Annotated in this window: 12 protein-coding genes; 9 read left to right on the top strand and 3 right to left on the bottom strand. The window is 35.5% G+C overall.

The features are described from left to right. Positions 1 to 26: 26 nt before the first annotated feature. Entirely contained in the window at positions 27 to 974 is a 948-nt protein-coding gene (locus tag J3U66_RS05840) for a ribose-phosphate pyrophosphokinase (RefSeq protein WP_065634720.1), read from the top strand. A gap of 78 nt (positions 975 to 1,052) precedes the next feature. Continuing rightward, positions 1,053 to 1,637 carry an aminoacyl-tRNA hydrolase gene (pth, locus tag J3U66_RS05835; RefSeq protein ID WP_065634721.1) on the top strand — a complete coding sequence of 195 codons (585 nt, stop codon included), beginning with the start codon at positions 1,053 to 1,055 and terminating at the stop codon, positions 1,635 to 1,637. Positions 1,638 to 1,726: 89 nt separating this feature from the next. Here the strand turns inward: pth and J3U66_RS05830 are convergent, their stop codons facing one another. Further along, the gene (locus J3U66_RS05830; RefSeq protein WP_267348346.1) at positions 1,727 to 2,158 is read right to left on the bottom strand and encodes a DUF3597 domain-containing protein; all 432 of its coding nucleotides are present in this window, start codon (positions 2,156 to 2,158) and stop codon (positions 1,727 to 1,729) included. Positions 2,159 to 2,570: 412 nt separating this feature from the next. Here J3U66_RS05830 and J3U66_RS05825 point away from each other — a divergent pair, with 412 nt between their 5' ends. Continuing rightward, positions 2,571 to 3,842: an MFS transporter gene (locus J3U66_RS05825; RefSeq protein WP_267333729.1), complete on the top strand. Its 1,272-nt coding sequence runs from the start codon at positions 2,571 to 2,573 to the stop codon at positions 3,840 to 3,842. A gap of 158 nt (positions 3,843 to 4,000) precedes the next feature. Here J3U66_RS05825 and uxuA read toward each other — a convergent pair whose 3' ends face one another. Further along, positions 4,001 to 5,182 (bottom strand): mannonate dehydratase, encoded by a 1,182-nt coding sequence (gene uxuA / locus J3U66_RS05820; RefSeq protein WP_267348344.1) that lies wholly within the window; start codon positions 5,180 to 5,182, stop codon positions 4,001 to 4,003. Positions 5,183 to 5,260: 78 nt separating this feature from the next. Then, complete coding sequence (locus J3U66_RS05815) at positions 5,261 to 6,022, bottom strand: GntR family transcriptional regulator (RefSeq protein ID WP_267333727.1); 762 nt, start codon at positions 6,020 to 6,022, stop codon at positions 5,261 to 5,263. Between the two features lie 275 nt (positions 6,023 to 6,297). On the opposite strand from J3U66_RS05815, the gene J3U66_RS05810 reads away from it, so the two are divergent. The 6 genes from J3U66_RS05810 (at position 6,298) to J3U66_RS05785 (ending at position 14,448) form a co-directional block, all read left to right on the top strand. Continuing rightward, positions 6,298 to 7,767, top strand: a complete 1,470-nt coding sequence (locus tag J3U66_RS05810; protein ID WP_267348342.1) for a mannitol dehydrogenase family protein — start codon at positions 6,298 to 6,300, stop codon at positions 7,765 to 7,767. 16 nt (positions 7,768 to 7,783) lie between these two features. Then, positions 7,784 to 9,202, top strand: a complete 1,419-nt coding sequence (gene uxaC / locus J3U66_RS05805; RefSeq protein ID WP_267348340.1) for a glucuronate isomerase — start codon at positions 7,784 to 7,786, stop codon at positions 9,200 to 9,202. 96 nt (positions 9,203 to 9,298) lie between these two features. Next, entirely contained in the window at positions 9,299 to 11,674 is a 2,376-nt protein-coding gene (locus J3U66_RS05800) for a glycoside hydrolase family 31 protein (protein ID WP_267348338.1), read from the top strand. Between the two features lie 392 nt (positions 11,675 to 12,066). Continuing rightward, positions 12,067 to 12,528, top strand: coding sequence for a DUF721 domain-containing protein (locus tag J3U66_RS05795; RefSeq protein WP_267343635.1), 462 nt, complete (start codon positions 12,067 to 12,069; stop codon positions 12,526 to 12,528). A 58-nt stretch (positions 12,529 to 12,586) separates the two neighbouring features. Continuing rightward, positions 12,587 to 12,991, top strand: coding sequence for a YhcB family protein (locus J3U66_RS05790; RefSeq protein WP_267333722.1), 405 nt, complete (start codon positions 12,587 to 12,589; stop codon positions 12,989 to 12,991). Positions 12,992 to 13,071: 80 nt separating this feature from the next. Beyond that, a complete protein-coding gene (locus tag J3U66_RS05785; RefSeq protein WP_323849430.1) occupies positions 13,072 to 14,448 on the top strand; it encodes a Do family serine endopeptidase in 1,377 nt (458 codons plus the stop codon). The last annotated feature ends 5 nt before the right edge of the window (positions 14,449 to 14,453 follow it).

The raw sequence follows: 14,453 nt of genomic DNA, 5'->3' as shown, positions 1-14,453 counted from the left end.
CATTATAACATGCTTGAGGATTTCTCGTGCCTGATATGAAGCTTTTTGCTGGTAATGCTACACCGGAGCTGGCAAAACGTATAGCTAATCGTCTTTATACTTCTCTTGGTGATATTGTTGTTAGTCGTTTTAGCGATGGAGAAGTAAATGTACAAATTAACGAAAACGTCCGTGGTGAAGATGTTTTTATTATTCAATCAACTTGTGCGCCTACCAATGATAACCTAATGGAATTATTAGTCATGATCGATGCAATGCGTCGTGCATCTGCTGGTCGTATCACGGCGGTTATTCCTTATTTTGGTTATGCAAGGCAAGATCGTCGTGTACGTTCAGCGCGAGTGCCTATTACAGCTAAAGTTGTTGCTGACTTTTTATCAACAGTTGGTGTTGATAGGGTATTAACCGTTGATCTTCATGCAGAGCAAATTCAAGGTTTTTTTGATGTACCTGTGGATAACGTATTTGGTAGCCCGGTTATTTTAGAAGATATGTTACAACGCGAGTTTGAACGTCCGATTGTCGTATCGCCTGATATTGGTGGTGTGGTACGTGCTCGTGCGATTGCAAAACTTTTAAATGATACTGATATGGCTATTATCGACAAGCGTCGTCAACGTGCTAATGAAGCGGAAGTGATGAATATCATCGGTGATGTTGCTGATAGAGATTGTATTTTAGTTGATGATATGATTGATACAGCCGGTACACTTTGTAAAGCGGCGGATGCATTAAAAGCGCGTGGTGCTAAAAGCGTTTATGCTTATGCAACGCATCCAATCTTTTCAGGTAAAGCCGTCACCAATATTAAAAATTCTGCCATTGATGAAATAGTTGTTTGTGACACCATTCCGTTAACTGCTGAAGTAAAAGCATTAAAAAATGTACGTCAATTAACACTATCTGGAATGCTTGCTGAAGCTATTCGTCGTATTAGTAACGAAGAGTCAATTTCAGCGATGTTCCATCAATAATTTATTTTATTATTGAACGACAAGCCCCTTTATATTGGGGCTTTTTTCTAAAAAAAATCAATAAATAATCCCAATATTATGACAACGATAAAACTTATTGTAGGACTTGCCAATCCTGGAAATGAATATGCCGCAACTCGCCATAATGCAGGTGCATGGTTTGTTGATCTTTTAGCTGAACGATATCATCAATCTTTAAAAAATGAAGCTAAATTTTTTGGCTATACAGCTAGAATAAACATTGGTGGTCATGACGTGAGATTATTAGTCCCTACTACGTTTATGAATTTAAGTGGTAAAGCGGTACAGGCACTAGCAACTTTTTATCAAATTAAACCAGAAGAAATTTTAGTCGCTCATGATGAACTGGATCTTAACCCAGGTATTGCTAAATTTAAATTTGGTGGTAGTCATGGCGGTCATAATGGTTTAAAAGATATTGCCAGCAAATTAGGTAATAATTTAAATTTTTATCGTCTCAGAATTGGTATTGGTCATCCGGGTGACAAAAATAAAGTTGTTGGTTATGTGTTAAATAAACCCTCTAAACCCGAACAAGAACTTATTGATAAGGCGATAGAAGAATCGGTACGATCGGTTGAGATTTTATTATCAGATGGTATTGAAAGTGCAATGAACCACTTACATGCTTTTAAAGGCTGAAAGAAAGGTTATTAAGCTTATTATAGTGGTAAGTCTTATTGGATGATAATCCACCTAGCATCAGGTGGATTGTGTTGAATCAAACAATCTTAAGAAAATAGATGGGTAACATCTCCCCCTTTTTCGGCGATTTTTTTCATTACTTCTTTGATTAACCACATATTCATCGATGCGGTATCATCGGTACTGCCTGGGTAGTTAAGTTCTTTTGCCAAATTTTTTCGTGCTTCTAAACTATTATCGATACCTAATAACTTCAATAAATCAACAATTGATGTTTTCCAATTAAGTTTTTCAGGATATTTGTTCGCTAAATTCTCTAAAATTGACATAACATCAGTCTGAGATACTTGTTTGGCTTGGTCTAAATTTTGTTGTGTTTCCGTTTGAATGCCAGAGGCGGCGTTTTTAGCAGCATCTGTCATACTATTTACTTTGTCTTTGACCGTATTGTTAACATTTGTTGCTGCTGCTTGTGCGCTTGGAAATATTTTAGAAAAAATATTATTTAAGATACCCATATTACATCCTCCTATGTTTAAACTGCTTAACGATATAGATGTAGATAATATCCTTTTCAGTATACCTGTTTGAAAGTAACGCTGTCAAAAAGATAAATATTTGCTGCTTTTATCTTTCAAAATTAGGCTACCAATTTTAGTCTCTATATCTATTTTTTAAAGCGATCTTTATTCAAACTTTGATGAGTTAATCTATTGAATAACTTGTATAAGTTAGTTTTGTAACAAATAATTAATACTATTTTATAAAATTATTTATTATACCAATTCTATATAAAATGTGATCACTGTCTCAATTTTAAACAAATCTGGCATACGATGTAATAAATTAGTTGTAATATTTGGTTTACCAATATGCAGTGTTACATAATTTTTTTATGTTAGAAATTTAAATTACAACTAGAGGTATATTATGAGTTCCATTTTTAAATCAGGAGGATATGTCCGTTGGGTAATGATCATTTTGTTTGCAACGGGTGTGATTCTTAATTATGTCGATCGTAACGCACTAGGTATTATGGCTCAAGAAATTATACGTGATTTAAATATAACACCTAAAGAATACTCGTATATTACTGGCGCTTTTCAACTAGCTTATACCCTTTTTCAACCTATTGTAGGCTGGTTTATTGATGTAATTGGTTTACGAGTTGGTTTTGCGATAATGGTCATCATTTGGTCTATTATGTGTATACTTCATGCTGGTGCAGGCACTTGGTTTCAATTAGCGATTTTACGTTTTTTTATGGGCGGTGCTGAATCTGTTGTTGCACCAGCCAATGCTAAAGTTATTAGTTTATGGTTTCCTAAAAAGGAACGCGCTATTGCTAATGGTTGGAGTATGGTTGGTTTTTCATTAGGTGCCATGATTGCTCCTCCTCTTATTTATGCGATACACCAATTTGGTGGTTGGCAGTTAGCTTTCTTAATTCCAGGTTCTGTTGGGTTAATTTGGGCAGGAATATGGCTCTACTTTTTCAGCGAGCCGTCAAAAAGTCGGTCTATTAGTGAGGCGGAAAGAAAATATATCTTATCCGATCAAGATGACACAGAGAGCCAACAAAACAAAAACATCTGGCAAGCAATTAAAAAAGTGATTTTGCAAAAAAAATTCTATGGTATTGCTATTCCAGCTTTTTTAGCTGAACCAGCTTGGGCGGCAGTTAATTTTTGGGTTCCTTACTATTTATTAACTGAACGCGGTATGCAATTAAAAGAGATGGCAATGTTTGTTTGGATTCCTTTCCTTGCTGCCGATTTTGGTGGTTTATCCTCCGGTTATTTTTCGCGTATGCTCAATAAGCGTTTTAATTTGTCTCGTGTTAATGCAGCTTGTGTAACTTATCTTGGCGCTGCTTTTTTCATGTTATCCATGGCGTTTGCAAGTTTAACACAAAGCCCATATGCTGCCATTGCTTTAATTGCTATAGGTGCATGGGGACATCAGATGTTATCTGCCATGCTTACTATTCAAGTTATTGAAAACTTTGATGGTAAAGAAGTATCAACAGTAAATGGTTTGCGTGGTAGCTCGGCTTGGATTGCTAGTTTCTTATTTACAATTATTGTTGGTCAGTTTGTTGCAACAATTGGCTTTAAACCCTTTTTTATTACTATGGGCTTTTTAGATATTGTTGGGGCAATTGTTATGTGTTCACTGTTGTATCAGCGTAAGCAAAAGTAATTAAATACAGAAATCATTATATTCGTTATGCAATAAAGAAGTACATCCTAACATAAAACAAAAGGGCGGTTGACGCTCTTTTTTATTTTTTATGATTATCAATAATAATAAAAAAGCCCATTATATGGGCTTTATTTTTGATTGTGTTAACAGCGGGTTTATTCAAAAAATGCACGTTTAATCGCGTATTCTACACCGCGAATTTCGGCTAATCCTCTTAAACGACCAATGGCAGAATAACCCGGATTGGTTTTCTTTTTCAGATCATCTAACATTTGGTGTCCATGATCGGGACGAACGGGAATAGCACGTTTAATTCCTGCTTTTTTACGTCGCTGTTCTTCGCTAACCAGAGCTTTAATGACTGCGTACATGTCAACATCACCAGCAAGGTGATCTCCCTCATGGAAAGAGAGTGGATTATCTTCTCGGACTGTTGCCCGTAGATGAATAAAATGCACACGATCAGCAAATTTTTCAGCCATTTTGGCTAAATCGTTATCTTGACGAACTCCATAAGACCCAGTACAGAAACAAAAACCATTATGAATACTGTCAACTGTATCTTTAATCCATTGCATATCTTCGATAGTTGAAACAATGCGCGGTAACCCTAGAATAGGACGTGGTGGATCATCAGGATGTACGGTTAATACCACGCCGACTTCTTCAGCGACAGGTACAATGTTTTTCAGGAAATAGGCGTAATTTTCACGCAGTTTATTTTTGTCAATGCCATCATAAGTGGCAAGGTGGGCTCTAAACTGATCAAGAGAGTAACCTTCTTCTGCTCCTGGTAAACCCGCAATAATATTAGCAACAAGCTTGTCCTTATCTGCTTGTGTCATTTTTTCAAAATATGTTTTTGCGCTGTCAATATCTTCATTTGAATAATCGTTTTCTGCATTAGGTCTTTTTAAAAGATGAATATCAAATGCAGCGAAAGCAACTTGGTCAAAACGGAGTGCTTTAGAACCATCAGGTAATGTGTAAGCAAGATCGGTTCGAGTCCAGTCTAAAACAGGCATGAAGTTATAACAAACAGTATCAATACCACAGGCGGCTAAATTCCGAATTGATTGCTGATAATTGGCAATATGTTGCTCAACATTACCAGTGTGTGTTTTTATCTCTTCATGAATGGGAATACTTTCAACAACTGACCAAGTTAACCCTTTTTCTTCAATCATGTTTTTGCGTTTTTGAATCTCTTCAATCGGCCACACTTCACCATTAGGAATATGGTGCAAAGCGGTCACAATTCCTGTTGCCCCAGCTTGCCTAATGTCATCTAATGATACTGGATCGCTAGGACCAAACCAACGCATTGTTTGTTCCATCTAAATTCTCCTTAAATTTTTAGCTTATTTAATATTTCAATAGCTAAAAGATCGATAAATGACGTTGGTTTATATTGTTCATTGGTTAACAATGTTAACAGGAATAGAATCAAATAAATAACCATCAAAATTTGGATCTTCACTATCAGAAACGGTCATTAATGTTTGTTTAACATTTTCTAAATGTTGCCACATTGCATGGCGCGCAGCCATCGCATCTTTTATTTGCAAAGCTTGTAAAATTTTTTCATGGTCATCAAGCCATTTTTTTCGATAACTGTGATCAGTGATACGACTATGCAATTGATTCCACATTTTACTTGCTGAACGTCTTTGCCATAAATCCTGTAATAAACCCTCAAGAACTGAGTTTTTAGTCGCTTTGGCGATCGTGATATGAAACAATTCATCGTCACTATAATCATCAATTAACCCTTGCTCTAAAATTTGTCGTTCTCGTTCCAAGATTGATCTTAACTCAATGATATCGGATTTAACTATTTGTGACGCGGCAAAAGCGGCAATATTACTTTCAATTAGTTGTCTTGCCTGCAATAATTCAAATGGCCCAAAATCTTCTTCTTCGATTTTTTTATCTTTTTCGGATAAGATTTCATCTGGTAAACCAATTACATAAACTCCCGATCCTTTTTTAACTGTGACTAAATTTTCCAGCTCTAACATAATTAGTGCTTCACGTACTACTGTTCTACTTACACTAAATGCTTCGGCAATGTCTCGTTCAGGTGGTAGTCGGTCACCTAATTTGTAAGTTCCACTTTTTAATAATGATTTCAGCTCATTACCAATTTCTTGATATAGCCGATTAACAGTAAGCATTATCTATAAATCCCCATTCTTACTTTGATTTAGTGTAATTATACGCTAATTATTATCAGTACCAGAAGTTGTTTATAAAATAATGGGCGCTAATTTTATAATTGGAATACCAATTTTGGTGTTCATTATAAATATTTTGTTATCTTCGACTATAAAATAAACCAAAAAACGTGATTTTAATCACAAAAAATAAAAAATATAGGTGAAAAATTTATTAACAAGTGAAAATATGTTTAACCAATATTATTGGTAAACAATTATCTATGGTTGAAAAAATGTTAAATTTATTAGATGTTCCGTCATCAATTCAAAATAAACCTTCTTATAACAGAAATAACATGATCGCGCGTATTGTGCATTTAGGGTTTGGTGCTTTTCATCGCGCGCATCAAGCTTTATTTACCGATCGATTATTGAATCGAGGTAATAGTGACTGGGGGATTTGCGAAGTTAACATTGTGGGTGGTGAACAATTAATTGATGATATTCGCAAGCAAGATCATCTTTATACGGTTTTAGAAAAAGGCGCAACGACTAAAGAAGCATTTATTATTGGTAGTGTAAAAGAATCACTGTTAGCGACAAGTGATGGTATTGATACTATTTTGGAAAAAATGGCTGATCCTATTGTTGAGATTGTATCATTAACAGTCACAGAGAAAGGCTATTGTATGTTACCCGGTGGTTCAGGTTTAGATTTGAATAACGCGCTGATTAAGGCTGATTTGGCTAATCCATCTAAGCCAATGTCGGCTCCGGGTGTGATTGTTGAAGCGCTTTATCGAAGAATGCAACGAGGATTAAGGTCATTTACAGCACTATCTTGTGACAATATTCCAGAAAATGGATTGGTATTGAAAAAAGCGATTTTAGGTTTAGCTAATGCTCGTGATACTCAGTTAGCTTTATGGATTGAAGCGAATACTACCTTTCCTTGTACGATGGTTGATCGCATTGTACCGGCTGCAACATCTGAAACGTTGATAGAAATTGAACATGCTTTAGGCGGCATGTATGATCCATGCGGTATTGCTTGTGAACCGTTTATCCAATGGGTGATTGAAGATAACTTTGTGACTAATCGACCTAATTGGGATGAAGTGGGTGCTGAATTTGTTGATGATGTCGTCCCATATGAAGAGATGAAACTCAGAATGTTAAACGGCAGCCACTCATTTTTAGCTTATTTAGGCTATTTAGCGGGTTATGAACATATTAATGATTGTATGAATGATAAAAACTATAAAAAAGCGACTTTATCATTAATGCTGCAACAGCAAGCTCCAACCTTAAATGTTCCATCAAATGTTAATTTACAACACTATGCTAATAAACTGATTGAAAGATTTAGTAATCCATCACTAAAACATAGAACATGGCAAATTGCTATGGATGGCACACAAAAACTACCACAACGTATGCTTGATTCAATTCGTTGGCATATTAGTCATCATTCTGATTTTTCACTACTGGCTTTAGGTGTAGCAGCTTGGATGCGTTATGTTGGGGGCGTCGATGATAATAATCAGGCTATTGATGTTCGCGATCCTATGTTAAATGAACTTACTCGGTTAGTTAAATCTAGTCCAGACGGCCTTGAAAGAGTTGATGCCTTGCTCAGTCTTAATGCAGTGTTTGGAACGGATTTACCGAAAAACGCACTATTTAAACAAAAAGTGAGTGAGCATTATCTTTCTTTGATGGATAAAGGTGCAAAACAAACAATCAACGATTTAATAATCTAATTTTGGATAAGACAGCATGAAAAGTTTTTTAGATGATAATTTTTTATTACAAACTGATGCAGCACAAAGGCTATATTTTGATTATGCTCAAGATCAACCTATCTATGACTATCACTGCCATCTTTCACCAAAAGAAATCGCGGAAAACAAAAATTTTCGTAATTTAGCAGAAATCTGGTTAGCTGGAGACCATTACAAATGGCGAGTACTACGCACTGCGGGTATTAATGAAAATCTAATCACAGGTAATGCTACTGATTATGATAAATATCTTACTTGGGCAAAAGTTGTGCCATTGACGCTAGGTAACCCAATTTATCATTGGACTCATTTAGAACTAAAACGCCCATTCGGTATAAAAAATATTCTTTTTAATGAAAACACAGCTGAAAAAATTTGGTTGCAAGCGAACGAACTGTTGGCGACAAAAGAATTTTCTACTCAAGGCATTTTAAAGAAAATGAAAGTCAAAGCAGTAGGCACAACTGATGATCCAATTGATTCTCTTGAGTATCATAAAAAAATTAGTTTGGATAATGCATTTGAAACTAAAGTCCGCCCAAGTTGGCGACCTGATAAAGTGTTTAAAATTGAATTGTCTGGATTTACAGATTATATCGCTCAACTGGGTGTAGCTGCTGATATTGAAATTAATAGTTTTGAGAAACTTCTTTGTGCTTTGACAAAAAGGTTAGATCATTTTGAACAACATAATTGTCAAGCAGCTGATCATGGTATCGAAATATTGCGTTATGCCGACATTCCTCCTGAAAAACAGCTTGATCACATTCTAACAAAGCGTTTAATGAATCAATCTTTATCTGAAGTAGAAATAGCCCAATTTAGCACCGCTATTCTTGTGTGGTTAGGTAAGCAATATCATCAGCGTAACTGGGTTATGCAATTACATTTAGGCGCGTTACGAAATAATAATCAACGAATGTTTAAAATACTAGGGCCCGATGCTGGCTTTGACTCGATTGGTGATAGACCCATAGCTGAACCTTTATCTTCGCTGCTTGGTTTATTAGATTTGACCGATCAATTACCTAAAACCATTTTGTATTGTTTAAACCCACGTGATAACGAAGTAATAGCTACTATGGTGGGCAATTTTCAAGGCTCGGATATGGCGGGTAAAATCCAATTTGGTTCGGGATGGTGGTTTAACGATCAAAAAGATGGTATGCAGCGTCAATTGATGCAGCTTTCTCAAATGGGATTATTAAGTCAATTTGTGGGAATGTTGACTGACTCTCGTAGTTTTTTATCTTTTACAAGGCATGAGTACTTTAGGCGAATTTTGTGCAATATGATTGGTGATTGGATGGAAAATGGTGAAATCCCTGCTGATTTTAATTTGGTTGGGAATATGGTTAGGAATATCTGTTTCGATAATGCGCATCGTTATTTTCAAACTAAAATTCATCAATAATATGCCAATGTAACCCTATATGTAAAACTTTACGTGTTTGACTAACTGTGTTGTTGAATGTTTTAAATAAATTGATACCAATTAAGAGGTTGTCTGATGAAAACGTTAAAAAAATGGATATTTAAAAAAGAGCAAAGTAACTGTATTGAACTTTTAGTGGATGCAAAATACTGCTTTTGCTTATACGTGTTAGAAGAAAGAATGTTTCGTGTTCTAATTAAGCGACAGGATAGTTTATCATTAGACAGAACTTGGAGTATTGCGCCGAATGGTGATGTACCATTAGAGGGACGCGATAGGTTAAGTACCGAAGGTTTTTCACTGCCAACATATCAATTATCACATTCAGATAATCAAATAACAGTCAGCACACAACATTTACGTGTGACAATTAAGCAACCACTATCGTTAAAGTGGGAGTATAAGAACAAAAATCAACAATGGGAGCTTCTGGTTGAAGATAGAAGTACCAGTGCATATCTGATAAACCCGCATGGTGATGGTATTGCACATTACCAACGAAGGTATCAAGATGAACAATACTATGGTTTGGGTGATAAAGCGGGGGATCTTAATCGTGCAGGTCGTCGTTTTGAAATGCGTAATCTTGATGCCATGGGGTATAATGCTAAAAATACCGATCCGCTCTATAAGCATATTCCGTTTACCATTACGCATCGTAATCAAGTCAGTTTTGGACTGTTTTATGATAATTTAAGTAGTTGTTGGATCGATTTAGGGACAGAACATGACAATTATCATCTGCCATATCGTCGTTATCAGGCTGAAGCGGGTGACATCGATTTTTATGTCTTTTTAGGTCCTAAAATTATCGATGTGACGAAGTCTTTTATTAAACTGACAGGTAAAACTTTTTTTGGTCCTAAATGGAGTCTAGGGTATAGTGGTTCTACAATGTTTTATACCGATGCCCCTAACGCGCAAGAACAAATGCAAAACTTTATTGATTTGTGTCAAGAGCATGGTATTGCTTGTGATTCATTTCAACTCTCTTCGGGATATACATCGATTAATGGTAAACGATATGTGTTTAATTGGAACTATGATAAATTCCCCGATCCAAAAGCGTTTACGCAATCTTACCATGCTGCGGGTTTAAAAATTGCAGCCAATATTAAACCTTGTTTGTTACAAGATCATCCTAAATATAAAGAAGTGGCTGATAAAGGATTATTTATTAAAGATTCGGAAAGTGACGCACCTGAACGTTCAATGTTTTGGGATGATGAAGGCTCTCACTTAGATTTCACCAATCCACAAGCCTATAATTGGTGGAGACAAAACGTTACTGAGCAGCTTTTAGAGATGGGAATCGACTCGACATGGAATGATAATAATGAGTTTGAAGTGTGGGACGGTGAGGCTCGTTGTCATGGCTTTGGTCAGGAGATTGCGATAAAACATATTCGTCCAGTTATGCCTTTACTTATGTCTAGAGCTTCAATGGAAGCACAACAGAGCTATAACCCAACTATTCGTCCTTATTTAATTTCTCGTTCAGGTTGTGCAGGTATTCAACGCTATGTGCAAACATGGTCGGGAGATAATCGTACCAGTTGGCAGACGCTTAAATACAATATACGTATGGGTTTAGGCATGAGTTTGTCTGGTCTTTATAATGTCGGGCATGATGTCGGTGGTTTTTCGGGTGATAAACCGGACGCAGAATTATTTGTACGTTGGGTACAAAACGGCATTATGCATCCCCGTTTTACCATTCATTCTTGGAATGATGATCATACAGTCAATGAACCGTGGATGTATCAAGAAGTTACGCCGATTATTCGCGATACAATTTGCCTTCGATATCAATTATTACCTTATTTTTATAATTTACTCTGGCAAGCCCATCAACATGATGAACCAATGTTAAGACCAACATTTTTAGATCATGAACATGATTTACAGACGTTTGTTGAAACTGATGATTTTATGATTGGTCAGGATTTATTAGTGGCAAGTATTGTTGAACCAGGACAACGTCAGCGAGTCGTTTATTTACCTGACAATCAAGTTGGCTGGTATTGTTACCATTCTCATCAGTGGTTTAGTGGTAAACAGTCAATCACTTTACCGGCACCATTAGAGTCATTTCCATTGTTAGTTAAAGCAGGTTCGGTTATTCCTGTTTCAAAACGCCTAGCTTATGTGAATCATAAACTCGATGATTATCGAGAATTTAAAGTTTTCCCAGCGAAAGGTATTCATACATCTCAAGGTTGTTTTTTTGAAGATGATGGTGAAAGCTATGCTTATCAAAATGGTGTTGGATTATGGATCAATTGGCAGTTAGTGTCGACTAATGATCGAATTGATCTTCGTTTAAAAGCAAATGGAAGTTATATTCCAGCTTGGCAAGAGCTGGTCATTACCTTACCAAAAGGAGAATTGCGTACACTTTATATTAACGATGAGCCAATAAATAAGGTTAATTTAAGTGCAATAAGCTAATGCACTTACTTACACTATGCTTTATAACAACACTTTTAAAGTGTATAAATAATTAACACTTAAATGTGAATTAAAACATAAATTTTCAATTTATTGGGGCTTTTATTAGGATTAATAACATTTGATTTTACTCTGTTGTATCAACGAGTTAATTTAACTGATGCAAGCGTATTATGATTCTGGAATATAAAAAATTCAGAACATAAATTTTAATCTTAATGAAAGTCACCTTATTTTGAAATTTATTTTCTATTATGTCTTAATAAAGATTTAAAAAACTGTAAATGTATTTTTATAGCAGGACATTTTTTATGAAATAAGGTAAATTATTTACTGTTGTATTTTATATACAATGTTAACGTGACATTAAGAAGCAAGGATAAACATAATAGATGCGTTATAACCAGCCACAAATATTACCGTCGATTTTGTCACAACAATCTTGGTTATCTGAGATAAAAGAAAGAACAGTTGCATTAGCTAAATTAGCGGATGTGATTAATGAGTTATTGCCTTCTCCACTACAACAGCATTATAGAATTGCGAATTATCGCCAAGGTGTGCTAATTTTAGAGGTGAGTTCAGCTAGTTGGTTAACTCGATTAAAATATGAGCAAAATCATTTGCTATCGGGTATACGTAAAAAAGTTTTACCGTCTTTATCTTCTATTCAATTTAAAATTAATCCCGACCTGTTAGTTGGGTCCTCAATAATGCGTGACAATGCATTGAAAAGTGCCAATGCAAGCCGCATATTAAGTACACAGAGTGCGACATACTTGTATAGTTTAGCGGAAAGTGCACCCGATAAATTAAAAAAACAATTGATTAAACTTGCTAACCATGCAAAATAAGTAAAACAATTGAACGATAATGTATATACTAGAACAAAATAAATACAAGGAGTGAAATATGGATAAACAGATGATGATTTATCTGGCGATTGGTGTAGTAATTGGTTTTATTATCGGGTTTATTTTAACTAATATGTTTAGTAAAAAAGGTCGTGAGTTTGCAAAAGTAAAACGTGAACTTGAACAGACACAAGAAGAGCTTAAAACACAAAAACAGACTATTGTTAAACACTTCTCACACAGTGCAGAAATATTAGATAATATGGCTAAAGAGTTCCGTCGCCTTTATCAACATATGGCTGAAAATTCAGGTAAATTCTCGTCTGATGACGATATCACAGCTATCGCTTTAGATATGAATAAAGATGCGGATATCAAAACAGAAATCACACTTGAAAAGCAACCTAAAGACTATTCTGATAACCCTTCTGGTTTATTTAAAACAGACGAAAATAAATCTTAACTAGCTCTAACTCTTTTCGCCAGTGTTATCTGGCGGAACATTAATGTAAAAAAATCAATTGTTAAAAACGAGAGTGTTTTATGATTAATAATTCTTTACCAAAACCAAAAAAATTATTTAGTGCAATTGCATTAACGTTAGGTATGGTCTTATCAGGGTTACCCAATGCCTATGCTACTCTCCCTGCCATTTCAACAGGAGATAACGCATCACAACCTAGTTTAGCGCCTATGTTAGAAACGGTATTACCTTCTGTCGTTAGTATTAAGGTAGAAGGTACAGCACAAATGCAAACTAATATTCCGGAAGAATTTAGACGATTTTTTGGTTATCCAGATAGCCAATCAAGATCCTTTACCGGTCAAGGATCGGGTGTGATTATTGATGCTGATAAAGGCTATATTGTCACCAATAATCATGTGATTGATAATGCCGATACCATTACAGTGGTATTGAATGATGGTCATGAATATAAAGCAAAATTAATAGGTAAAGATCCGCAAAGTGATATCGCGCTACTAAAGGTTGAAGATGCTAAAAAATTAACTGCCATTAAATTAGCCGATTCAGATAAAATGCGCGTAGGTGATTTTGTGGTCGCCATTGGTAACCCATTTGGAATTGGTCAAACTGTTACTTCTGGTATTATTTCAGCCTTAGCGCGTAGTGGGCTTAATATGAATGGTTTTGAGAACTTCATACAAACCGATGCTTCAATTAATCGTGGTAATTCAGGCGGTGCATTAGTGAATTTAAACGGTGAATTAGTTGGCATTAATACTGCAATTATTGCGCCTAGTGGTGGCAATGTGGGTATTGGTTTTGCAATTCCAAGTAATATGGTAAAAAACTTGACGTCTCAACTTATTGAATACGGTGAAGTTAAGCGTGGTGTACTTGGTATTAAAGGTAATGAGTTAACCTCGGATATCGCCAAAGCTTTCGATCTTGACGTGCAAAAAGGTGCCTTTGTAAGTGAAGTGATTGATGATTCCGCCGCTAAAGATGCGGGTATAAAATCGGGTGATGTCATTATATCAATGGATGGCAAACCAGTTGATAGTTTTGCCGAATTACGCGCTAAAATTGCCACTACTGGCGCTGGTCGAACCGTAAAATTAGGTTTGATTCGTGATGGTAAAGAGATGACAGTGGATGTTACACTAAAAAATAGTGATGAATCTTCAACTGAAGCGAAATCATTGCATCCTGCTCTTGAAGGTGCAACATTAAGCAATGGTGATATTAAAGGTAAAAAAGGTGTATTAATCGAAAGTATTGCTAAAAATTCGCCAGCATCACGATTAAGTTTACAAGAGGGCGACCTTATTACTGGCGTAAATAAAGAAAGAATCAATAATATTGCTGATTTACGTAAAATTATTGATAGTAAACCATCTGCTATTGCTTTAAATATTGTGCGTGGTGATAGCCAGCTTTATCTTATTTTACGCTAATTAAT

It is taken from the genome of Gilliamella sp. B2969 (genome assembly GCF_026536195.1).
Classification (GTDB): Bacteria; Pseudomonadota; Gammaproteobacteria; order Enterobacterales; family Orbaceae; genus Gilliamella.
The sequence above is the reverse complement of the archived record's forward strand: the minus strand, read 5'-3'. Positions and strand labels throughout refer to the sequence as shown.